Source organism: Neobacillus sp. PVCKKU3 (assembly GCF_058323225.1).
Genome location: NZ_JBLVQN010000054.1, coordinates 12,753 through 34,859, shown reverse-complemented (window position 1 = coordinate 34,859; position 22,107 = coordinate 12,753). Strand labels below are relative to the sequence as shown.

Sequence of the window (22,107 nt, the reverse complement as noted above, 5' to 3'; positions counted from 1 at the left end):
TTTTTAATAATGAAGCAGATGGCCTAATTTATCATGTTTGGTTTTTAAATAGCTTTCATTTTCGGGTCTCATTTCCATTTGCAGCGGTACCCGCTCGACGACTTCCAGGTCGTAGCCCTTTAGGCCCTTAATTTTACGCGGATTATTCGTTAATAACATCATTTTTCTGATGCCAAGATCTCTTAAAATTTGTGCACCAATTCCATAATCCCTTAAATCAGGCTTAAAGCCGAGTTTTTCATTTGCCTCTACCGTATCATAGCCTTGTTCCTGAAGCTGATAGGCCTTCATTTTGTTAAGGAGGCCAATGCCTCTGCCTTCCTGGCGCATATACAACAGCACACCATTTCCGGCTTGTTCAATCTGCATTAGGGCGGCGTGGAGCTGCGGACCGCAGTCACAGCGGTAAGACCCAAAAACATCACCCGTTAAGCATTCCGAATGAACCCTGACCAGAATTGGCTTCTCCGGGTCAATTTCACCTTTAATGAGAGCAACATGCTCTTTGTCGTCTACCATATTTGAATACCCGATTGCTTTAAAATCGCCATATTCAGTCGGCAACTTGATTTCCACTTCCCGCTTTACCAATTTATCCTTTTGATTTCGGTATTCAATCAGATCTTTGATTGTAATCATTTTCAGGCCCAGCTTATCGGCGATTTTTCTTAGCTGTGGTACCCGGGCCATCGTCCCGTCTTCATTCATGATTTCACAAATAACGCCAGCAGGCTTGGCTCCAGATAGGTTTGCAAGATCAACTGCTGCTTCTGTGTGACCTGTTCTTCTAAGGACGCCGCCTTTTTTAGCGATAAGCGGAAAAACATGGCCAGGACGTTTAAAATCGGCAGCTTTTGACTGAGGATCAATCAAATTCATGATTGTCGCAGACCGTTCAAAGGCCGAAATACCTGTTGTAGAATTTTTATGATCAATGCTGACTGTAAAAGCAGTCCCATGCGGGTCGGTATTGTTCGCTACCATCGGCATTAAATCCAATTTTTTTGCTAATTCTTCCTCAATCGGAACACAGACAAGGCCTCTACCATGCGTTACCATCAAATTGATAACCTCAGGAGTCGTCTTTTCGGCAAGCGCTATGAAATCTCCTTCATTTTCCCTGTCCTCATCATCGCAAACAATGATAACGTTCCCTTGTTTCAATTCTTCGATTGCTTCTTCAATCCTGTCAAACATACCGTATCACTCCTTTGTTCAGTTTTTTCATGCAATTTTATAAAAATCCATTCGCTTCTAAAAATTGGGCCGTAATACCTGATTGGCCTTTAGGCTTCTGATTGTTCGAAAAATTATTCATAAAATGAGCGACATACTTGCCAATCATATCGCATTCCAAATTTACAATCTCTCCCGGTCCTTTGTTACCGACCACAGTTTCCGACATCGTATGGGGAATTAACGATATTGTAACGGAGTTTTCGGTTACTCCAAATACCGTTAAGCTTGTCCCATCCACTGTTATGGAGCCTTTATAAATAATGTATTTCAATATTTCCGGCTCGGTCTCAATTTCATAATACACAGCATTTTCAAGCGCATTTTTACTTTTAATAACCCCGGTGCCATCGATATGCCCCGACACAATATGACCGCCAAACCTTCCACCGGCCGCCATTGCTCTCTCAAGATTTACTTTTGAGCCGCGCTTTAACGAATTTAAACTAGAGGCTTTAACCGTTTCCGGCATGACGTCGACCGTAAAACGGGTTCCCGTAAAGGAGGTGACAGTTAAGCAAACCCCATTGACAGCAATACTGTCTCCAAGATGAACATCGGCGAGAATTTTTTTCGCTTCAATCGTCATCACAAATGAATTACCAGTCCGCTGTATAGCCGAAATAGTACCAATCTCTTCAATAATTCCGGTAAACATCCTTCTTTCTCCCTTCATTAGGGTTTCCAGGGATTAAAGATTCTTCTAAAAAGCAAAAAGACCCTGAGGTAAAAACCTTCAGGGCCTGTTTAAAGACAATAGAAAATTAAGGCTTAAAAAAGGCTAAATTTCGCCAATTTTAATCCTGCTTATTTCCCTTCTCCCATCCAGACTTTAACTGTCGGCTCCGGAATTTCACCAGATCCACCGTTTAACAAAATTGTTAACCGGGTCACGGACTAAGAAGCATGTGCTTCATCACCGCCGGTAAGGATTTTCACCTTGCCCCGAAGGAATTACTGTTAAATTATTTTAATATTATTATACAGAAGTGCATCTGTAAAGGAAACCGAACTGATTAATGAAAATAAACTTTATTTATACACCATTACTGGCAAATAAATTTCAAAATGAAGATCACCGCAGGCATTTTGCTCTTTGTGCTCTTCCTTATAGATCTCTAAACTTAATGCTTGATGATCTTGCTCATAGCCATATTCTTTCATCCACGTAAACAAAAGGTTATATGTATTTTCTACCTCATCAGGTTTTCCTTTATGGGTTGTCACCACATAATTTTTACTTGGGATCGTAAAGCCAACCATTCCTTCCGGGATTTCTGTAATTTTTTCAACAGGTGCAGTGACGTAATAGGTAAACTCCGTCTCCCGGCTATGAAACGGGGCAATAAGAACCGGTTCCTCTGTCTTAAAGGAAATTTCCTCTAAGCGTTGTTTAAATTTTGTAAACAACTTGGGTATCTTGTTAGTTTCAGTATAACTTCCATTCCATGAAATTCCAACTACTCTCAATTCATTTTTTTCTACTACTTGGATATCCATGTTAAAACCCCCTTTTTTTCTATCTTATTTCTAATATTCTCACAATATCCTTAAATTCCTGCCAAAAAAATTCGACTTTTTCAAAAATTTATTATTTTAAAAAAATCAAAAATGCAGCCAAAATGGTGGCTGCACTTTATTTCTAAATGTTGGAATTAATTTCAAAAATATTCCACAAGAACTTCTTGAAATTTATTTCTTAGGTAGTTTGTTTAATAGAATCCTCTCCCATCGGCTCCAGGGGATCAGATTTTTAATGAGGATGGCCATTTGCACACCCTTACCAATAGGAAAACGTAATGCTGGTTTTTGCATTTTGGCTATTACTGCGATTTTTTCGGCTACCTCCCGTGGGTCGCCAAACTTTTCTTCTCCGGATAGAATGTAATTTTCCATACCTTCCATTAGTCGGTAGTACGGTGAGTCGGGTTGGGAGCGGGTAATTTGTTTTCCTGAAGACCAAATACTGGTCCTGTACGAACCAGGCTCTACCATTACTACATCCACGCCAAATGGCTTCATTTCCAGGCGGAGGCATTCACCCCAGCCTTCGAGGGCGTGCTTTGATGCCACATATGGTGACATTCCTGGAAAGGCGACAACGCCGCTGATGCTGCTAAGATTAATGATTTTTCCATGACGCTGCTGTCGCATATATGGCAAGATGGCTTTGGTAACTGCCATCACACCAAAAACGTTTGTTTCAAATTGTTTACGGTATTCCTCCATCGGGAGCTCCTCGACAAACCCGGCAGCGGCGTAGCCCGCGTTGTTGACGAGTACGTCGATACGGCCTAGAGTTTCCGTTAGTTTGTCGAGTTGGTTGATTGAATCTTGTGAGGTAACGTCTAGTTGGTGGACGGTGATTTTATCTTCGATGTTTTCTTTCTTGGCTTCTGAAAGGAGTTCGCCGCTTTTTTCAAGATTTCTCATCGTCGCTATAACATGAAAACCCGACCGAGCAAGCTCCAGAGTTGTTAAAAGGCCGAATCCGCTTGAGGATCCTGTTACAATGGCAATCGGTTCGTTCATGGTAATTCCCCCTTAAATAAAAATGTAACAAAGTTTTGACAAATTCCTGCAAAATTCAGCAGGAAATTTTCTTCTTTTTGAGAAAGATTAATGGGAAATTAAAAGGAGTGATGAATTTGATAATAAAACCACGCTTTATCCCACTGATTATTCTTATTTTAGAGGCCTTGGTAAGGCGTCTACGGAAAAACCATCCAAAATGGCAGCTGATTTCAGATGAATTAGCCGGACGATGGGCAGATACCGCGGTGAACAATCGATTGATTATTACCTGCACTCTCTCCTGAAAAAGAATACCATATTTTCCACGATTTGAACCTTCCCGATGGAGAGTACAACTGCCAAATTGATACCTTCCTTACAACTACCAAAAGCGGAATTATCATAGATGTGAAAAATCATAAGGGAAAGATCTTAATTGACACAGATTCAGAACAATTAATTCAAACAGTTAATGGTGAAGAATATACATACCCCTATCCAATTTTTCAGGTAGAAAGGCATCAAAGTGTCCTTAATAGAGTGCTTACTGAACACAATTTACCACCGTTACCCATTGAATATTTAGTAGTTTTCAGTAATCCTAATGCCATTCTTTCCTTTGTCGGGAGAAATGGATTGAAGGTCATGCAGCACATCTGCAAATCCCCTGTATTCTTCATAAAATGCAGTTATTTGAGAATTTCCATAAACAAGAGATATTTGACCCAAAGGATCTTCGGAAGTTTGATAAACTTTTGTTAAAGCTTAATACTGTTCCAACAAAGCCAATTCTCAAAAGATTTGACATACTCCATGGTGATTTGTTGCCGGGGGTGCATTGTCCAATTTGTTTACATTTACCAGTGCAACGCAAAAACCAAAATTGGTATTGTTCATTTTCTAATACCTTTGTTCCAAATGCCCATCTTTACACTATCCAGGATTATTTTTTATTATATGGGCCTAGTATTACCAATCAACAGTTTAGGGAGTTCGCGCAAATATCTTCGCCAGATCTTGCACGTAGATTACTTCATTCAGCCAATCTTAAATATGTGGGTGAAAACAAAGCGAGGGTCTATTTTCCTACAGAAATTCCTTTTATTCACCCAACAAATTTCCGTAAAAATTAATTACTTGTATGATTCGCTGATAAATTTGAAAATCCGCTGATATATTTAAAAATTCGCTGATATATCATAAAAATTCGCTGATAAAATCAAAAATTCGCAATATATCATAAAAATTCGCTGATATTTTTTCTTGCTTGAAAAATCGATTTCCTATATAACATGATTATCGGTATTTACATGATTTTCTCACTCAACTCGGGGATTTTTTCTAAAAAATTGTAATTTTGCTTTTAAAAAGGAAACATCCGCGCGAATTTCCGGCCCATTTCCAACTAACTTTAAGCAAAACTCCGTGCCCGCTCACAATAGTTAGTTACCTTTTTAAAAAACCAACCAAAAAAGGCCGTTCGCACACCAAAACGCGAACGGCACAATTTATTTTTACGAAAAAAACAGACCCTTTAAAAGAGTCTGTTTAATTTTTAACAGTTATTAAGCTTTACGGACATTTACCGCTTGCGGCCCACGCTGGCCGTTTTCGATATCAAACGTAACTTCTTGTCCTTCGTCTAAGGTTTTGAAACCCTCGATTTGAATTGCAGAGTAATGAACGAAGACGTCTTCTCCGCCATCTCTTTCGATAAATCCAAAACCTTTTTCACTGTTAAACCATTTTACCTTGCCATGTTCCATTTCTTTCGGTGCCTCCTAGCATATTCCCATAACTAAATTTTGCAAAATAATGCTTGCACATATATTTTTACCCGTATGCATTCCTCATATACCAATTCCAAGTAAAAAAATTTTTATTTATCTAAAACCCATTTGCGAATAGCCATCGCCACGCCATCTTCTTCATTAGAAGCTGTCACCCAGTCAGCCGTTTCCTTTACAATCTCCTGGGCATTTCCCATGGCCACACCCATGCCAGCTTCTTTAATCATGGCCAGATCGTTACGGGAGTCTCCGATAGCCATTACATTCTTCATCTCAATTCCGAGCCGCTCGCACACAAGCTTTAATCCTTGCGCTTTGTTAATACCTGAAGCGTTAACCTCTATGTTGAATGGTGTTGAATTTGACAGTTCAAATTCACCTCTAGCTTCTAGCTCTTTAATCACAATTTCGCGGACGGCATCGTCGTGAATATTGAAGCCAAATTTCATCCACTCAACCGAATGCAAATCCTCTGGCATTTCATTGTGCCAGTTTCGTTCCGTACTGATTGCCCAAAATGTCGCTTTGTGCTCATTGGCAAGCTTCAGCATCCATTCAATTTGTTCAGATTTTACAAGCGATCTTCTCACAAGTTCGCGTTTTTCATCCCAAATCTCACTTCCATTTACCGTCACCAAAAAGGACGAAAGATTTAGAGAATCGGCATGATTATGACTATTTAAAAAAGATCGTCCTGTACTTAGAACAACAAATACGCCCTTATCCTGGGCTTCTTTGATCGCCTCACGGTTTGCCACAGAAATTTCATGCTGGTTATTTAATAAGGTCCCATCCATATCAAGGGCAATTAATTTAATATCTATATGATTATTCAATTCCTCTTGCTCCCTTCTGTTCTGCTCATTACATTAGATTACCATTTTTGAATACGTCTTTTCAAAGAAGGAGACTTTTTAATTTACATAATATTTTTATGGTAAATGCAAAAAACTCCCTGCGATATTCCGCAAGGAGGGAGATGAAAATAAGAAACTGATAGTTGCTCCTTATGATTAATGATGATGGTGATGGCCGCCTCTGGATGGGTTGGTAATTACCCACTCTTCATTAGGTACTTGGAAAAATTGAATCCAAACACCATCTAACCATTCATTATCCTTTTCCAGAATAAAATCAATATCCTTATCGGATTTTACCACTTCATCCTTGTCGGTTGGTGTATCAAGCATCAGGTCATAATGGGCATGATCGCCGTGGATGTTGGAAACATAAACACGGAACATTTTACCCTCCGCTTCCTCTTGTCCAAGCATTTTTTTCAATTCCTTTGCAGCACTACGATTTACTTTTACCTTCATTTCTTCTAAGCCCTCTTTCTAAAATAATTAACGAGTATTTCGTTTTCTTTTCTCTCTAACCAGCTGGAACCAAATAAACGCGATGTATAGCGGGATGGCTACATAGAGAAAGTATGGAAAACGATATTGTTCTTTTTTGAAAAATAAATAAATGGCGCAGCCTAAAAAAGCAGTGACAATAATTCCGTATTTGGGCAGGGGAACGTCCTTCAGGCTTGGGATTTTAACGGTGCTTACCATTAAGAAACAAATCACAAAAAAGGCGATAGGGAGAACAATTGATGGCATTTTGCCGTGAAACAGCGTCAGCAGCGTTAACACCCCGCCCCCAGCCGTGATGGGTACACCCGTAAAATACTTTAATGAAGATTTCACCGCATTTATGTTGAAGCGTGCTAATCGATAAGCTCCGAATAATGGAAACAAACCTGAAATCGCCATGCCCACAATGCCATATGTAGAAAAGTAGGAGTAATAAGCCATCATCGCAGGCGCAACACCAAAGGTAACGATGTCAGCGAGTGAATCAAGCTCTTTTCCCAGCTCACTTTCCACACGCAGTATTCTGGCAATCCGTCCGTCCATGCTATCGAGCATCATCCCGATTAAGATCAGAATGGCCGCATTCTTATAATCCCCCTGGGCCGAATACATGACCGACAAAAAGCCAAAAAATAAATTAAATAGCGTAAACAAATTTGGAATACTGTTTCTAATAATATGTATCACTCCAATTTAAACAATAAAAAGGATTAATTAATACCCTTTTATTCAAAATCATTCCTCTCTTATTAATATCTGTTAGGTTACGTTACTATGTCAATATTATATCATAACATATTTTAACAAAATTAATTTTAAAAATATAGAAGAGGCTGTTCCGTATTGAAACAGCCCCCTTTTTATGATTTCATGATGATGCTTCTTTTTCTGAGGTTTTTAATACTTTATCCTTTGAGAAGAACCATCCTGCTGCAGCAATTCCAACCAAGACAAGGTAAAAACTCACCTTCCACTCGGTTGAGTGTGCAAAATCTTCATTTAATATTGCTAGTTCAGGATGGGAAAGTGTATAGACAACAAGTTTGACTCCCACCCAGCCAACAATCGCAAATGCGGCAATCTCAAGGCCTGGGCGTCTTTCGAGAAGCTTAACAAACATATTAGCTGCAAAACGCATAATCACTAGACCAATAATTCCGCCGGCAAAGATAACCAAGAACTTTCCGCCATCTAGTCCGCCAATATTCGGAAGCGGGGTATTGGGAAGAACGACAGCCATGGCAACAGCTGCGAGAATAGAATCAACAGCAAAAGCAATATCCGCCAATTCCACCTTAAATACGGTGGTCCAAAATCCACTTTTTTTACTTATTTCCTTTTTCTCTTTTCCTTCAGCTTTTCTTTTCACTACTTTACGAAAAATGTGATTGCCGGCCATAAATAATAAATAAAGGGCACCAATGGCTTGAACCTGCCATACATCCACCAGGAAGGAAATGGCGAAAAGAGAAGCAAAACGGAAGATAAATGCACCAGCCAAGCCGTAAAATAATGCCTTTTTTCGTTCTTCCTCTGGGAGATGTTTTACCATGATTGCCAATACCAAAGCATTATCCGCCGCTAGTAAACCTTCTAATGCCACCAAAATAATTAAAACCCAGCCGTACTCCAACAATAGAGAAAAATCCACTATACAATTCCTCCTTTAAAAGGTTTTGGTTCATAAAATACCCTTTTGCCAAATAAAAAGGCCTTTACCGAATACAGTAAAGGCCTAAAAAAGCATATAAAAAGACCTTTACAGTAAAGTAAAGGTCTTGCTAACAACGTCCAGGTTGCCAATAAAGCCGGAGAATAAATTCTCGGAATGACGACTTTATTGTAGCAGCTACTCCCCTTTAAAAAGGAAATATTCTATTACTTATACTATATTAAACTTTTAAAAAGATGTCAATGTAAGTTTCTAAGAATGCAAATATTTTACAGTTCATACACTGCGGAGTATTTTTTCTCGAGGTATTCCACCAGGTAGTCAGCGTTCAATTCTTCACCTGTTACCTTGACAATTAATTCATTCGGTGTATAAAGCTTCCCATATTGATGAATATTTTCCTTTAACCAGTCCTGAATCGCATCAAACCTGCCATTTTCAATAAGCTGATGAAATTCCGGCAAATCCTGTTGAATCTTCCTAAGAATTTGCGCCGCATACAGGTTTCCTAACGAATAAGATGGGAAATAACCAATGCCGCCAAACGACCAGTGAACATCCTGCAACACTCCTACCGTATCAGAAATCGGTATAATTCCTAGGTAATCCTCGATCTTTTGATTCCAAATGCTTGGCAAATCCTTTGCTTCTATTTCACCAGCGATTAGGGCCTTTTCGATTTCATAGCGGACCATAATATGCAGATTATAGGTCAGTTCATCTGCTTCAACTCGGATGAACGATGGCTCAACTGTGTTAACCGCTCGATAAAACTCATCGACAGACACATTTGCAAGCTGCTCTGGGAATGTTTCCTTAAGCTTGGGATAAAAATAATTCCAAAATTCTTTGCTGCGGCCGACCATGTTTTCTAAAAATCTTGATTGAGATTCATGAATCCCAAAAGAGGCACCGCTTTGAAGGACAGATTCCTCATACTCCGGATTAATATGCTGTTCGTAAATGCCATGACCCGCTTCGTGGATCGTGCCAAATAAGGCAGAGCGCACATTTTGTTCCAAATAACGCGTCGTCAAGCGGACGTCCCCAATATTCACTGTTTGAGCAAACGGGTGAACAGTCTCATCCAATCTTCCGGCCTCCATATCAAAACCAATGATTGGCAGGATATAGCGATTAAATTGTTTCTGCTTTTCAACTTCAAAAGCCTGGTTGAAAATTTCCGACCTTGTTCCTCTACCAGTCTTTTGAATCCGATTCAATAACCGTACACTGGATTCTCTTAGCTTTGCAAACAGCGGATCCAGAATTTTTACGGTTAAACCAGGTTCAAATTCATCTAGCAAAGCATCATATGGATGGTCCTCATAGCCATAGATTTCAGCGAACTTTCGCTTGTACTCCACAATCTTTTCCAGATACGGTAAGAAACGAGCAAAATCGTTATTTGCTCTTGCCTCCTCCCAGGCATCATTTGCCTGTCCTGTCAGCACCGAATAGTCCTGGAACATGTCAGCGGGAATGCTTTTGGATTTTTCATAAAAAGTCTTATATTCTCTTACCTTCGCTTTTGTTGCTTCATCTAAAACTGCAGAATTCGCAGGAAGTGTTAAAGTAGTAAGCAGTTCACCCATTTCTGGTGAAACCGATAATTTAAACACCTCTGTCCTCAATGTGCCGGCTGCCTTTGCAAAAACGTGTCTCCCTTTTTTCGGTGCCATCACCTTCTGATCCCAGTCTGCCAAACCGATAATACTTGAGTAATGCGTTATTTTTTCATCTAATGCCTTAAATTTCTCCAATGCGTGTTGTAATTTCGGCTCCAATACCTTCTGTTCCATATTAGCCCCCTCCTGTTCTATTTTCCAATTGATGAAAAAACTGTTAGTTCATCCTCATTTATTATAAAGGAAAACTGGTCATTATGGAAAAAATTTGAAAGCCTTTTCAAACTGATTTTTATCTCTTATCTCCCTCGTTTTTATGTCTGTATAAATTTTACAAATGGGTGAAAAATACAAACATTGTTTAAAATATTTCCGAATTTATTAATAGAATTTTATTTCCTTACTCCAAGGAGGACAATAATATGCGGGAAAACATTTGGATGTCGGTCGGAAAACCTGAGCATCGAATAGATGCACTGGAAAAGGCTTCCGGCAACATCAAATACCTGGCGGATTTTTCAGCGCCCGGACTTATCCATGCGAAATTAGTTACAAGCACTCATGCCCATGCCAAAATTAACGCCATAGATGTTACCGAAGCCTGGAAGGTATCTGGTGTTCGAGCGATTGTGACCGGCGAAATGTTTCCATTTCATATCGGCCCGATCCTCGCAGATCGCCCACCGCTTGCTTATGAAAAAGTGCGCTATTATGGCGAACCTATCGCCATTGTAGTGGCTGATCATGAATATCAGGCAAAAAAAGCGGCAGGCCTTGTTAAGGTCGACTATGACCCGCTGCCGATTGTTAATTCCGTTAAGGAAGCATTTCAGAACGGCGCACCCCTAATCCATGAAAATTCAGGACAGTACATGAAAATTATCAGTAATGTTTACCCTGTTCAAGGAACAAATATCGGAAGCCATATCAAAATCCGCAAAGGAAATTTCATAACCGCTTGGGAAAACTGTGAAGTGAAAATAAAAGAAACCTATTCTTTTAACCTTTCAGACCATGCCGCTTTAGAGCCACGCTGTACAAGAGTGGAAATTAGCCCAAACGGGAAGGTTATTGTCCATTCCACCACACAGTCGCCCTATACGATAAAAAAGGTGTTAAATCAGTTTTTTAATATTGAGGTGGGTAATATTGTCGTTCACGTCCCAATGCTTGGCGGTGCTTTTGGCGGTAAAGGAACCGTTCAATTAGAACCGCTTGCTTATCTGGCCTCAAAGGCGGTAGGCGGGAAAATGGTTAAACTTGAGTATGACCGGGAAGAAGATTTGATAACAGCCCCCTGCCATATTGGCTTAGAAGCTACGATTTCACTTGGAGCTGACAAAAACGGCAGACTTATTGCAGGGCAATATAACTTTTTAATTGATTCAGGTGCCTATACTGATCAGGCTGCCGGGATTACCAGAGCCATGGCTCTTGACTGTACAGGTCCATACAACATACCAAACGTTTGGTGTGACTCCTATTGTATGTATACAAACCATCCTTTTGCGACATCCTTCAGGGGTTACGCACATCCGGAGCTGACTTTTGCTGTGGAGCGGACGATGGACCAGCTTGCCAAAAAGTTAAATATCGATCCGATTGAGCTTCGAAAAAGAAACATCATCAAGCCGGGCGATACGAGCCCTACACAGACTGTCCTTACAGCTAGTAATATTGGCGATGCTGAAAAATGTATGGAAAGAGCGAAGGAACTCATTCAATGGGATCAAGGTCAGCGGCTTGAAACCAACAATGGCAAGGTGATCACAAGGGGGATGAGCATCTTTTGGAAAACTTCGACAACCGCAACAAATGCGCAGGCAGGTGCTATCCTGACTTTTGAATCGGATGGCAGCGTTAATTTAAACTGTGCTGCGATTGAATTGGGACAGGGCACTAAAACAATCCTGGCACAAATGGCAGCAGAACGGTTGAAGATGGAACTAAATAAAGTCCACGTTACAATGGAGGTCAATACTCAAAATGATCCGCACCAGTGGCGAACAGTTGCCAGCAGTACCACATTTTTAGCAGGCCGGGCAGTTATGGCAGCTTGTGATGATGCCATATCACAGCTAAAAAAAACAGCTTCAATCGCATTGGAATGTTCTGCCGAGGATTTAGAAGTCGGCGGCGGCCGGGTATATTTAAAACCAAACCCGGAATATGGCATAAAAATCGAAGATATTGCTCTTGGATACAAATATCCCAATGGCCATGCCGTTGAAGGACAAGTAGTCGGGCACGGGAGATATGTCCAAAGACATCTAACCCCGATGGATAAGGAAACAGGCTTCGGAAAGCCCGGCCCCTGGTGGTCCGTTGGAGCCCAGGCAGTTGAAGTGGAATGGGATTCCAAAGACTGTACGTACAAAATTTTAAAAGCAGTAACAGTGCTCGACGGCGGCAGAATCATTAACCCGGCAACCGCCACACAGCAAATGCGGGGCGGCATGTATTTAGGGCTTAGTTTTGCCAGTCATGAAGCATTCATTTTTGACGAAAAGGGAATAGTCCAAAACCCGCAATTACGAACCTATCAAATCATGAGGTTTGGCGATCAGCCAGTAGAATACCTTGTTGATTTCGTGGAGACACCTGCAATTGATGGGCCGTTTGGGGCAAGGGGAATTGGCGAATATGGAGTTATCGGCATGGCTGGTGCCTTGGCAAATGCCCTTTCTTCTGCTGCCGAAGTCGATTTAAATCATTTGCCGTTAATCCCTGAACTGATTTGGAAGACCCGGGAGGAAAGGCTGAAATGATCCCATTTGAATTTGAATATTATAAGCCTGTTTCCATTCAAGAAGCGGTTCAAACCTTTAAATCCCTCCAGAATCAGGGAAAAACCGTTATATATTATAATGGGGGCACAGAATTCATTACCTTTTCCAGGATCAATAAGATGACAGCTGAAGCAGTTATTGACCTGAAGGGAATTCCGGATTGCAATGTAATAGAATTCCAAGGTGAGGAGCTTGTCATCGGCTCTTCCCTCTCATTAAACAAAATTTCAGAAACAGACCTATATCCTTTGCTAAGTCAAACATTAAAACGGATAGCTGACCATACTTCACGTAATAAAATTACACTTGGTGGAAATCTGAACAGCCGGCTTATCTATCGGGAGGGCCTTTTGCCCCTTTTAGTGGCGGATGCAAAGATAAAAATAGCCGGTGATGAAGGTGAGACAACCCTGCAGCTAAGCGATATTTTCGATAAGGAAATCAAGCTAAATCCAAGTCAGTTTATCGTCCAGATACTGATTAACAAAACAAATGTCAATCTCCCATTTGTCAGCCTGAAAAAAACGAAAATTTCTAAAATAGGATATCCAATTGTTTCGCTCGCGGCTGTTCAAAAGGACAAGCAGATCCTGGCGGCACTCAGTGGAGTTTGTGAATTCCCGTTCCGGTCAAGCGAAATGGAGGCTGCTTTAAATGATTCCTCCCTTTCGATTAATGAACGAATTGATAAAGCGCTCTCCCGTTTGCCTGCCCAGATTATCGAAGATATTCAAGCCTCAGCCGCATACCGTCAATTTGTACTAAAAAATACCTTAAGGGAAATGCTGGATAATTTGGAGGCTGCAAAGGCATGAACACAAATGGTTCGGAAAAAACAATCGTAAAATTACATGTAAACGGTGATTCAAAAGATGTTATGGTTCGGTCCGCAGACACCTTGTTAGAAACACTGAGGGAAGAGCTTGGCTTAACCGGTGCTAAGCGTGCATGCCAAAATGGGGACTGTGGGGCCTGCACGGTTTTGATTAATGGTGAACCACAGCACGCCTGCCTATCTCTAACGGTAGAAACCGTCAATCAACAGGTTACTACTATAGAAGCGCTGATGAATTCACCGATTCAAAAGATATTTGTCGAAAAATGGGCTATTCAATGTGGATTTTGTACACCTGGCTTTATTTTAAACTGCCACGCCCTGGCAGCTAAACATCCAGATGCAGATGATACAACCATCGAGGAATGGATGCAATCCAATCTCTGCCGCTGCACAGGATACCAGGAAATCCGCGATGCGGTCAAAACAGTACTGCAGAATAACAAAAATGATTTTGCCTCTTAAAAAATAAAACCCAGCTTAATGTGATCCATAAGCTGGGTTTTATTATCATTCATCCTTTTTTGAAGCTGTTATTGGTAGTATTCAGCGATTCAATCAAACTTAGGGTTTGCGAGGCCTGTTCAATCTGCTGCTGAACCTGCTCCAATTGCTGCTGCTGAGCTGTAGCAGCCTGGGTTACTGCTATACCCTGCATCAAATCAAGCTGCTGGACGGCCTGCTGAAGCTTTTGCCCGGCTTGCTGCATGCCTTGTAGATTTGCCATTGAAACATTTTGCTGAATGGTTTGCGAAGCTTCCTGCATAGTTTGCAATGCCTGTTTCTTTTGTGCCTGAAATTGCTGCTCCATGGCAGGCTGGTTTTCCTGAAGCTGCTGAGTCGCTTGCTGCATTTTCTGCAGTTGGTCCATTTGGGATTGCTTTTGCTGCTGTTTTTTCACACCGTTGCACCCTTTCTTAGTGTTTGTCTATACGTAGTTTTCTAAATTTAACATGATAATATCCAAATGGATTATTTAACATTATGAAGAAAATTTACCAATATATTCGTTATGCGCCTTTTTACAATAAGGCATAATAATTTTAACAATTCGTAAGAAAAAGGAAGTGAAAGCTAATTGGAGAAGGAAAAAAAGAAAAAATCCCACTTTCCCTTTCGTTTAAATTTCCTTTTTTTCAGTGTGTTTTTATTATTTTCCATCCTCATTCTAAGGCTTGGCTTTGTTCAGATTGTCTATGGAGAAAATTTCAAGAGGGATTTGGAACGAAAAGAAGGAATTACAGTAAGTAATCCTGTCCCAAGAGGGAAAATGCTTGACCGCAATTACCGAGTGATCGTGGATAATATCCCTAAGAGTGCCATTACCTTCAGCAACGAAGGATTTACGCTAACAGAAATGCTTGAAACAGCTGAGAAATTAGGAAAACTAATCGATAAAAATACAGATAAGCTAACTGACAAAAATAAAAAGGATTATTGGATTATAAAAAATCCAAAGCAAGCTGATGCGAAAATCACCAGAAAAGAAAAGGAATTGTTTGCTGCTAAAAAATTAACGGATCAGGATTTATATAAATTAAAACTGGAACGCATATCTGACGCGGACATGAATTTATCCAAAGAGGAACTAGAGGCAGCAGCCATATTCCGAGAATTTACAAGCGGGTATAAATTCACTTCACAGCTTGTAAAAAATGAAAATGTCAGTGATGGGGAATACGCAGTTGTCAGTGAAAATCTCGAGTCCCTTCCTGGCGTAGATACGACCACCGATTGGGAGCGGTCCTACCCTTTTGATGAAACACTGAGGTCTGTCCTTGGCAAGGTGACCAATTCTGATGAAGGACTCCCGGCCGATCAATTGGATTATTTTTTAGCAAGAGGATACAGCCGCAATGACCGGGTTGGCAAAAGCCAACTGGAACTGCAGTATGAGGAAGTATTAAGGGGATATAAAACAAAAGTTAAAAATGTAACCGATAAAGCCGGAAGAGTCATTGAATCGCAGCCTGTTTCAGACGGCCAAAAAGGGAAAGACCTTGTCTTAACCATTGACATGGACCTGCAAAAAGCAGTTGACCAGATTATCGAAGAAGAACTCTGGGCTGCCAAAAAAATGCCGGGTACTGCCTTAACTGACAGGGCTTATGTTGTTTTAATGAACCCCTTTACAGGCGAAATATTGGCCATGTCCGGAAAAAAAATCGTCAAGGATTCTTCGGGGAGAAAAGTAATGGAGGATGATGCCCTTGGCACGTTTACAACTACATATAATGTCGGTTCCACGGTGAAAGGGGCGACTGTCTTAACCGGATATAAAACGGGAGCGATTACACCAGGAACAGTATTTGATGATGCCGGAATTAAAATTAAAGACACTCCGCTTAAAAAGTCTTATGCCTATTTAGGAAGATTAAATGAAATTCAGGCGTTAAAAAAGTCCTCGAACGTTTATATGTTTCATACAGCGTTAAGAATTGGAAACGCGCATTATGAATACGATCAACCATTAAATCTAAAAAATCTGCAAGCGTTTGAAACCATCAGAAATTCCTTCGCTTCATTTGGCCTTGGGACAAGAACGGGTATTGATTTGCCAAATGAGCAAACTGGATTTAAAGGAATGAGCAGGCTTCCAGGGTATTTGCTCGATCTGGTCATCGGGCAGTATGATACCTATTCAGCTATGCAGCTTGCCCAATATGTTTCGACCATCGCCAATGGCGGCTATCGGATGCAGCCACATGTCGTGAAGGAAATCCGCCGGCCTGCTTCGGGAACGGAGGAGCTGGGTTCCGTGGCGCAGGAAATTTCTCCTGTCGTTTTAAATACAATTGATGCCAAAAAGGAGTGGCTGAACCGAGTACAGACGGGCTTTCGCAAAGTCATGCAGGAACCGGGCGGTACGGCTTTTAAATTTTTCGAAGGTGCTCCTTATGCACCTGCCGGAAAAACCGGTACTGCGGAAGCCTTTTATGATGGACCATTAAGAAGCCGCTTTGGAAAGATTCCTCCATCAGTTATGAATCTAAGTCTTGTCAGTTACGCTCCAAGTACTAATCCTGAGGTAGCGATGGCTGTTTTAGTTCCATGGGCGTTTCAAGGAGATGATGATAACAAGGCTAATTTAAAAATTGGCCGAAGGGTTTTGGATACCTACTTTAAAATGAAAAGCCATTAAATAAGGGGGTGCTCCTCAATAAAATGGTACCTGTAGTTAGGACACTTGAAAAAGAGTGTTTTATCTACAGGTATTTTTTTATATACTTGAATTTCAAGATATGGGGATTAGGGGACATCATGAGTAAAATAACTTTTTCAACTAAAGAGATAAACACACTTCGAAAGAATGCAAATGTACATCGTGTCAGCGAGCGGTCTATCACCTATACTGACGATTTTAAAAATAGATTTATAGATGAATACCTAGCCGGCAAACTTCCCCGTCAGATCTTTGCGGAGAACGGCTTTGATGTGGACGTTATAGGAATAAAACGAATCGAACAGTCAGCCTGCAGGTGGAAAAAAGCCTATGAGAAGAATGGCTTGATCGGACTTACGGATACGAGGAAAACCGCTTCTGGCAGACCCTTGAAACGTGAGCTTACACCGTCCGAAGTGATTGAAAGGCAAAGGGCAAGAATCGAGCTGTTGGAAGGACAGGTTGAGCTGTTAAAAAAGCTAGAAACGACAGAAAGGAGGCTGCTAAGCGCAAGCGAAAATCTAAATCCGAATAGAGCGTATCAATTAATTCAGGAGACTATTAAACAAAATGGATTTAAGGGGATGACTAGGTATTTTTGCGACCTCTTAGAGGTATCCCGGTCTGGGTATAATAGCTACCTTAAGGCTTCCTCTGCCCGGGAAGCAAGAGAGAAATTGGATCTAGAAGCTAAAGAAATCATTTTAAAGGCCTTTGAGCGACGGGGATATAAGAAAGGTTCCCGCTCCATTAAAATGATATTGGAAAATGATTTTAACATTACCTTTAGCCGTAAAAAGATACAGAGAATCATGAGGAAATATGGAATCGTCTGTCCTCACCGAAAGCCAAATCCTTATAAAAGGATCGCAAAAGCGACAAAGGAGCATCAAGTTGTCCCGAACAAATTAAACAGGGAATTTAAGCAAGGAATCCCTGGAAAAGTATTACTGACGGATATCACTTATTTGCCATATAACGGTAATTGCATGGCTTATTTGTCGACCGTAAAAGACGCATCCACCAATGAAATCCTGGCTTACCATGTGTCTGACCGCATTACATTGGACATCGCCACCCAGACAATCCATAAATTGATGAACAACAAGAAAGTTACGCTTCATGAAGATGCTTTTATACACTCGGACCAGGGAAGTCATTACACAAGCCCGAGATACCAGAAACTATTAAAGAAATATGGTCTGGGCCAGTCCATGTCAAGGAGAGGAAACTGTTGGGATAACGCCCCTCAAGAATCATTCTTTGGCCATCTTAAGGATGAGGTCGATTATAAATCGGCAAGAACATTGAAGGAATTGAAGTCAAAAATAAATCATTACATGGTTTACTATAACAATTACCGCTATCAGTGGAATTTAAAAAAGATGACCCCTATACAATATAGGAATCATCTTCTAGCTGCTTAATCTCTTTTTTTTATTGTGTCCTTGACATAGGTGCCAGTTTACAAGCACCCCCTTATTTTTTCTCCAATACACTTTTTACAGCCTTCTCAATTTCAGCATAACCTGTGCACCGGCAAATATTTGATTCAAGCCATTCCTTGATTGTATCATCACCCGCATCTGGATGCTGTTTAATTAGTGCATGGCAGTTCATGATAAAGCCTGGTGTACAATATCCACATTGGAAGGCAAAATTTTCCACGAAGGCTTTTTGGATAGGCGTATCCTTTAACCCTTCAATTGTCGTTACCTCTTTTCCAATCGCCTCAACGGCCAGCATCAGACAGGATTTCATCGGCCAGCCATCCACATTTACCGAACATGCCCCGCAATCACCATTTAAACAGCCTGGTTTAGCGCCTGTCAGTCCAAGTCTACCGCGCAATACAAATAAAAGGGTGTCCGCAAATCTGGCGGTCACCATCCGCTTTTCTCCATTAACATTCAATGGAAAAGTGTGCAGGCTCATTGAAAGCTCCCCCTTTTACACTGTCATTCCATCCAAAGCTCGAAGGATATCAATAAACAAATTCTTTAATACAAATAGGCGGTATTCAGCCGATCCTTCAATATCATTTAAAATGGGCCGAGGCAATACAGTAAGTGCTCTTTCGACTCTTGCTTCTCCCGTCACTCCCTGTCTGTTTAATGCTTCCTCCACTTCCCTTGAACGGAATGGAAACGGGCAAAGTCCGCTAATGGCAACGCGAATTTCCCTATCGATTTTGAGAGCCGCAATGGTAATCAGCGGATAGCCCGTGTCCCACTGTTGACGCCGTTTTATGCTGATAAAAGGTGCCTCGACAAACCTTCTTTCAGTGGCTAATTGAACGAGAAATTCTCCTTTTTCCAACTGAAGTTCCTTGTTAAAAACATTATGAATAAATGCGGTTTTCACACCTTTAGGGCCAACAAGAACTACCTGGCTATCTGCTAATAAAAACGGCAGTACAGCCTCCCGATAAAAAATTTGTCCGCATATATTCCCTCCGAGAGTTATTTTTCCACGGGCGGTGTGATCGGCAATTTCACTTGAGGTCTTTGTTAAGAGCGGAAAAGGGTTTGCCTCTTCGATATTTGTTAAAGACAGGGTACTTCCTAAAACCAAGTAATCCCCATCCATCTCCATAACTCTACCTTCTGCTATCCCCTTTATATCAATAACAGCATCGGCATGGGCCAAATCAATTCTTCCAAGTGTAATCAACTCAGTTCCTCCGGAAAAAAACATCGGCTTTTTTCCCTGCTGTGCCAAGTATTGGTATAATTCAATAGCTTCACTGAGCGATTGCGGCCTGTAATAATCAAAATCAAATGGAAGCATTTCTTGCTGCCTCCTTTGCCTTCCATACTAATTCTGGAATGAGCGGCAAGTGGTGCAGGGATACTCCCGCCGCCAGTGACAATGCATTTCCAAGTGCTCCAGGCATCCCCAACACCCCATGCTCTCCGACACCGCGGGCACCGTATGCGGAATCAAGGGCAGGCGTTTCAACAAAGCCAACTAAAAACTCAGGGTTTTCGCCGTAGCGAAGCGGACGATACGTACGCAGCTGAGGATTTAGAACTCTGCCAAGTTCATCGAAATAAAAGGTTTCTCTGCCGGCAAAAGCGAGTCCCATGCTCATCGCTCCCATTACCTGGCCAAGGGCTGCTTTCTCATTCATTACTTTCCCTATATCGACAACCGTGCAGGCCTTAACGAGCCGGTAAGTGTAATCGCGGCGGTCAAATTCGATTTCTACGCCGTAGGCTGCAGGAGTCCATTCCGGTCCTGGTTTTCCTTCACCTGTCTCGGGATCCAAGTGGGTAAGATGCCTCAACACAATATTGCCCTTGCCAATAATTTGCCCGCCAACGGAGTTCCCATTTGGATACTGATATCCAGTACCAATATCTTTGAAATGCAGTCCAATTGCAGGATCATCGCGTAAATATACCCGGCTTCCGCCCACCTCTAAATCTTGAATTGGCGCTCTTAACACACAAGCTGCAACTTCTTTTAACTGGCGAATAACATCTTCTGCCGCCTCTAGCACTGCCCGGCCGCCCATATATGTACCGCGGCTGGCCACCGTTTTCCAATGTTCGGGTGTTGTCTGCGTATCCACCTCCATCCGCACATGTATTTTGTCAACATCCATTTTCAACCGTTCAGCAAGAATCTGCGCGAGAACTGTTTTCGTCCCAGTGCCAATTTCAATCACACCAGACATCAAATTGATGCTCCCGTCACGGTTAAACGTCAAAATTACCCCTGAAGGTGCATCAGGGTCTATCGTTGATGTTTTCCAGCTGCAGCTTATCCCTTTTACTCTTACATACCGCTCATTTATTTCTTTTACGGGTCCTTCATTCCAATTGAACAGTTCTCTTAATTTCTCAATACATTTTCGCAGGTCTCCGATATTGCTTCGATTCAAAAGAACCCTTGTCGGCGTTGTATCCCCTGGCTGTATGGCGTTTATAAACCTAAGCTCAAGCGGATCCATGTTTAATTTCCCGGCGAGGATATCCATCGTCCGCTCGATTGCAAAGGAAAGCTCTGAATGACTGAAGCCCCTGAATGGTGCAGCATACGGGTGGTTTGTATACATACAATAGGAATCGCACCAAACATGATCAAGCTTATAGGGCCCCGTACAATCTACCGCCCCAGACCTCGTTACATCAATCGCTTTATCGGAATATGCGCCCCCATCCCATAAGTATTGAATTTCGGCAGCTTTAAGTTTCCCGTTGCGGTCAGCGCCCAATTTTACGGTGGCATCCAGGCCGATATGGCACGGTGAAGTAAGTATATCTTCTTCTCGTGTATTTAAAAGCTTAACCGGTTTCCCGCCAACTTCCTTTGAGGCAAGATACGCCAGCACCTCAAGCTGCACCGCTGCCTTCCCCCCATAGGCTCCGCCAACCAACGGGGTATGAACAATAATTTTCCCCATGTCCTCCCCAAAGTAATCGGCAATTAACCGTTTTGCCATAAAGGGCGCCTGTGAAGAGGTCATAATAATAATTTGTCCATCGGGCAAAATTTCTGCGGTCGAACACCTCGTTTCCATCGCTGCGTGATCGGACGGGGCAAATGAGAAACTCGCCTCCACCACAACCTCGCTTTCCGCCCACCCCTTTTCCATATTACCCTTTCGGATTTTGATATGAGTGGCAATATTGGTGCCAGGCACAGGATGGGAATCCTCTTCCTTTTTGTATTCACCCAACCGTTCATGGACCAAAGGCGCATCCCTTCTAAACGCTTGGGTAGGCGAATTAACGACAGGCAATGGTTCATATTGAACATGAATCAAATCAGCAGCCGTTTTCGCCTGCCCGGGAGTATCTGCCACAACGAGGGCAACCGGTTCGCCGTGGTACCTTACCTTATCAACGGCAATGGGCGGCCGGTCGCGAATGGCTTCACCCGTCAACGGATAGCGTTTCCCCGCAATAATCGCCCTAACGCCCGGGACCTGCCGGGCCTTCGAGGTATCAATGCTGACAATTTTGGCATGGCCATATGGGCTGATGACCATTTTTGCTGACAGCATCCCGCTAGTTTGATAGTCATGTGTGTATCTGGCCCGGCCCGTCACCTTATCGAATGCTTCCTTGCGAATAACACTTTTACCAACAACCTCCAACTCAGGTCCCTC

Annotated in this window: 22 protein-coding genes and 1 riboswitch; of the genes, 8 read left to right on the top strand and 14 right to left on the bottom strand. The window is 41.8% G+C overall.

Translation table 11 applies throughout. The features are described 5' to 3' along the window. Positions 1 to 3 precede the first annotated feature (3 nt). The 4 genes from ACNQGS_RS25860 to ACNQGS_RS25845 all read right to left on the bottom strand — a co-directional run bounded on the left by ACNQGS_RS25860 (position 4) and on the right by ACNQGS_RS25845 (position 3,768). Positions 4 to 1,197: a bifunctional 3,4-dihydroxy-2-butanone-4-phosphate synthase/GTP cyclohydrolase II gene (locus tag ACNQGS_RS25860; protein ID WP_491489856.1), complete on the bottom strand. Its 1,194-nt coding sequence runs from the start codon at positions 1,195 to 1,197 to the stop codon at positions 4 to 6. Positions 1,198 to 1,234: 37 nt separating this feature from the next. Further along, positions 1,235 to 1,894: a riboflavin synthase gene (gene ribE / locus ACNQGS_RS25855; RefSeq protein WP_491489855.1), complete on the bottom strand. Its 660-nt coding sequence runs from the start codon at positions 1,892 to 1,894 to the stop codon at positions 1,235 to 1,237. Between the two features lie 151 nt (positions 1,895 to 2,045). After that, a riboswitch (FMN riboswitch) is annotated at positions 2,046 to 2,193 on the bottom strand. Positions 2,194 to 2,268: 75 nt separating this feature from the next. Further along, entirely contained in the window at positions 2,269 to 2,736 is a 468-nt protein-coding gene (locus tag ACNQGS_RS25850) for a GyrI-like domain-containing protein (protein ID WP_491489854.1), read from the bottom strand. Positions 2,737 to 2,928: 192 nt separating this feature from the next. Further along, a complete protein-coding gene (locus tag ACNQGS_RS25845; protein WP_491489852.1) occupies positions 2,929 to 3,768 on the bottom strand; it encodes an oxidoreductase in 840 nt (279 codons plus the stop codon). Positions 3,769 to 3,884: 116 nt separating this feature from the next. Here ACNQGS_RS25845 and ACNQGS_RS25840 point away from each other — a divergent pair, with 116 nt between their 5' ends. Genes ACNQGS_RS25840 through ACNQGS_RS25830 form a run of 3 tightly spaced genes read left to right on the top strand, consistent with a single transcriptional unit; the run spans position 3,885 to position 4,883 of the window. Next, a complete protein-coding gene (locus tag ACNQGS_RS25840; protein WP_491489851.1) occupies positions 3,885 to 4,055 on the top strand; it encodes a hypothetical protein in 171 nt (56 codons plus the stop codon). A 25-nt stretch (positions 4,056 to 4,080) separates the two neighbouring features. Beyond that, positions 4,081 to 4,512 carry a nuclease-related domain-containing protein gene (locus tag ACNQGS_RS25835; RefSeq protein WP_491489849.1) on the top strand — a complete coding sequence of 144 codons (432 nt, stop codon included), beginning with the start codon at positions 4,081 to 4,083 and terminating at the stop codon, positions 4,510 to 4,512. After that, on the top strand, positions 4,434 to 4,883 hold the full coding sequence (locus ACNQGS_RS25830) for a hypothetical protein (RefSeq protein WP_491489868.1): 450 nt from the start codon (positions 4,434 to 4,436) through the stop codon (positions 4,881 to 4,883). Before ACNQGS_RS25835 ends, ACNQGS_RS25830 begins: the two co-directional genes overlap by 79 nt. 432 nt (positions 4,884 to 5,315) lie before the next feature. On the opposite strand, the gene ACNQGS_RS25825 is transcribed toward ACNQGS_RS25830, so the two are convergent. The 6 genes from ACNQGS_RS25825 to ACNQGS_RS25800 form a co-directional block, all read right to left on the bottom strand. Then, positions 5,316 to 5,516 (bottom strand): cold-shock protein, encoded by a 201-nt coding sequence (locus ACNQGS_RS25825; protein WP_213140427.1) that lies wholly within the window; start codon positions 5,514 to 5,516, stop codon positions 5,316 to 5,318. 113 nt (positions 5,517 to 5,629) lie between these two features. Next, entirely contained in the window at positions 5,630 to 6,376 is a 747-nt protein-coding gene (locus tag ACNQGS_RS25820) for a Cof-type HAD-IIB family hydrolase (protein WP_491489848.1), read from the bottom strand. 177 nt (positions 6,377 to 6,553) lie between these two features. Then, complete coding sequence (locus ACNQGS_RS25815) at positions 6,554 to 6,859, bottom strand: iron-sulfur cluster assembly accessory protein (protein ID WP_491489847.1); 306 nt, start codon at positions 6,857 to 6,859, stop codon at positions 6,554 to 6,556. Between the two features lie 27 nt (positions 6,860 to 6,886). After that, on the bottom strand, positions 6,887 to 7,588 hold the full coding sequence (gene pssA, locus ACNQGS_RS25810; protein ID WP_213115975.1) for a CDP-diacylglycerol--serine O-phosphatidyltransferase: 702 nt from the start codon (positions 7,586 to 7,588) through the stop codon (positions 6,887 to 6,889). Between the two features lie 181 nt (positions 7,589 to 7,769). Beyond that, positions 7,770 to 8,552: a TerC family protein gene (locus tag ACNQGS_RS25805; RefSeq protein ID WP_491489845.1), complete on the bottom strand. Its 783-nt coding sequence runs from the start codon at positions 8,550 to 8,552 to the stop codon at positions 7,770 to 7,772. A gap of 290 nt (positions 8,553 to 8,842) precedes the next feature. Continuing rightward, on the bottom strand, positions 8,843 to 10,375 hold the full coding sequence (locus ACNQGS_RS25800) for a carboxypeptidase M32 (RefSeq protein WP_491489843.1): 1,533 nt from the start codon (positions 10,373 to 10,375) through the stop codon (positions 8,843 to 8,845). Positions 10,376 to 10,623: 248 nt separating this feature from the next. Between ACNQGS_RS25800 and ACNQGS_RS25795 the strand changes: the two genes are divergently transcribed. From ACNQGS_RS25795 to ACNQGS_RS25785, 3 genes are read left to right on the top strand one after another with little or no spacing between them, the layout of a single operon-like run. Next, positions 10,624 to 12,969 carry a xanthine dehydrogenase family protein molybdopterin-binding subunit gene (locus tag ACNQGS_RS25795; protein WP_491489841.1) on the top strand — a complete coding sequence of 782 codons (2,346 nt, stop codon included), beginning with the start codon at positions 10,624 to 10,626 and terminating at the stop codon, positions 12,967 to 12,969. Next, the gene (locus tag ACNQGS_RS25790) at positions 12,966 to 13,805 is read left to right on the top strand and encodes an FAD binding domain-containing protein (protein ID WP_491489839.1); all 840 of its coding nucleotides are present in this window, start codon (positions 12,966 to 12,968) and stop codon (positions 13,803 to 13,805) included. Before ACNQGS_RS25795 ends, ACNQGS_RS25790 begins: the two co-directional genes overlap by 4 nt. Beyond that, positions 13,802 to 14,290, top strand: coding sequence for a (2Fe-2S)-binding protein (locus ACNQGS_RS25785; protein WP_491489838.1), 489 nt, complete (start codon positions 13,802 to 13,804; stop codon positions 14,288 to 14,290). Before ACNQGS_RS25790 ends, ACNQGS_RS25785 begins: the two co-directional genes overlap by 4 nt. A 49-nt stretch (positions 14,291 to 14,339) precedes the next feature. Here ACNQGS_RS25785 and ACNQGS_RS25780 read toward each other — a convergent pair whose 3' ends face one another. Further along, a complete protein-coding gene (locus ACNQGS_RS25780) occupies positions 14,340 to 14,726 on the bottom strand; it encodes a hypothetical protein (RefSeq protein WP_491489837.1) in 387 nt (128 codons plus the stop codon). Positions 14,727 to 14,903: 177 nt separating this feature from the next. Here ACNQGS_RS25780 and ACNQGS_RS25775 point away from each other — a divergent pair, with 177 nt between their 5' ends. After that, positions 14,904 to 16,967, top strand: a complete 2,064-nt coding sequence (locus ACNQGS_RS25775) for a peptidoglycan D,D-transpeptidase FtsI family protein (RefSeq protein WP_491489836.1) — start codon at positions 14,904 to 14,906, stop codon at positions 16,965 to 16,967. 119 nt (positions 16,968 to 17,086) lie between these two features. Further along, positions 17,087 to 18,415: an IS3 family transposase gene (locus ACNQGS_RS25770; RefSeq protein WP_491489835.1), complete on the top strand. Its 1,329-nt coding sequence runs from the start codon at positions 17,087 to 17,089 to the stop codon at positions 18,413 to 18,415. A gap of 52 nt (positions 18,416 to 18,467) precedes the next feature. On the opposite strand, the gene ACNQGS_RS25765 is transcribed toward ACNQGS_RS25770, so the two are convergent. From ACNQGS_RS25765 to ACNQGS_RS25755, 3 genes are read right to left on the bottom strand one after another with little or no spacing between them, the layout of a single operon-like run. After that, the gene (locus tag ACNQGS_RS25765; RefSeq protein ID WP_491489834.1) at positions 18,468 to 18,923 is read right to left on the bottom strand and encodes a (2Fe-2S)-binding protein; all 456 of its coding nucleotides are present in this window, start codon (positions 18,921 to 18,923) and stop codon (positions 18,468 to 18,470) included. A gap of 15 nt (positions 18,924 to 18,938) precedes the next feature. Beyond that, positions 18,939 to 19,778: an FAD binding domain-containing protein gene (locus ACNQGS_RS25760; protein WP_491489833.1), complete on the bottom strand. Its 840-nt coding sequence runs from the start codon at positions 19,776 to 19,778 to the stop codon at positions 18,939 to 18,941. Next, positions 19,765 to 22,095 carry a xanthine dehydrogenase family protein molybdopterin-binding subunit gene (locus ACNQGS_RS25755; RefSeq protein WP_491489831.1) on the bottom strand — a complete coding sequence of 777 codons (2,331 nt, stop codon included), beginning with the start codon at positions 22,093 to 22,095 and terminating at the stop codon, positions 19,765 to 19,767. Before ACNQGS_RS25755 ends, ACNQGS_RS25760 begins: the two co-directional genes overlap by 14 nt. Positions 22,096 to 22,107: the final 12 nt, after the last annotated feature.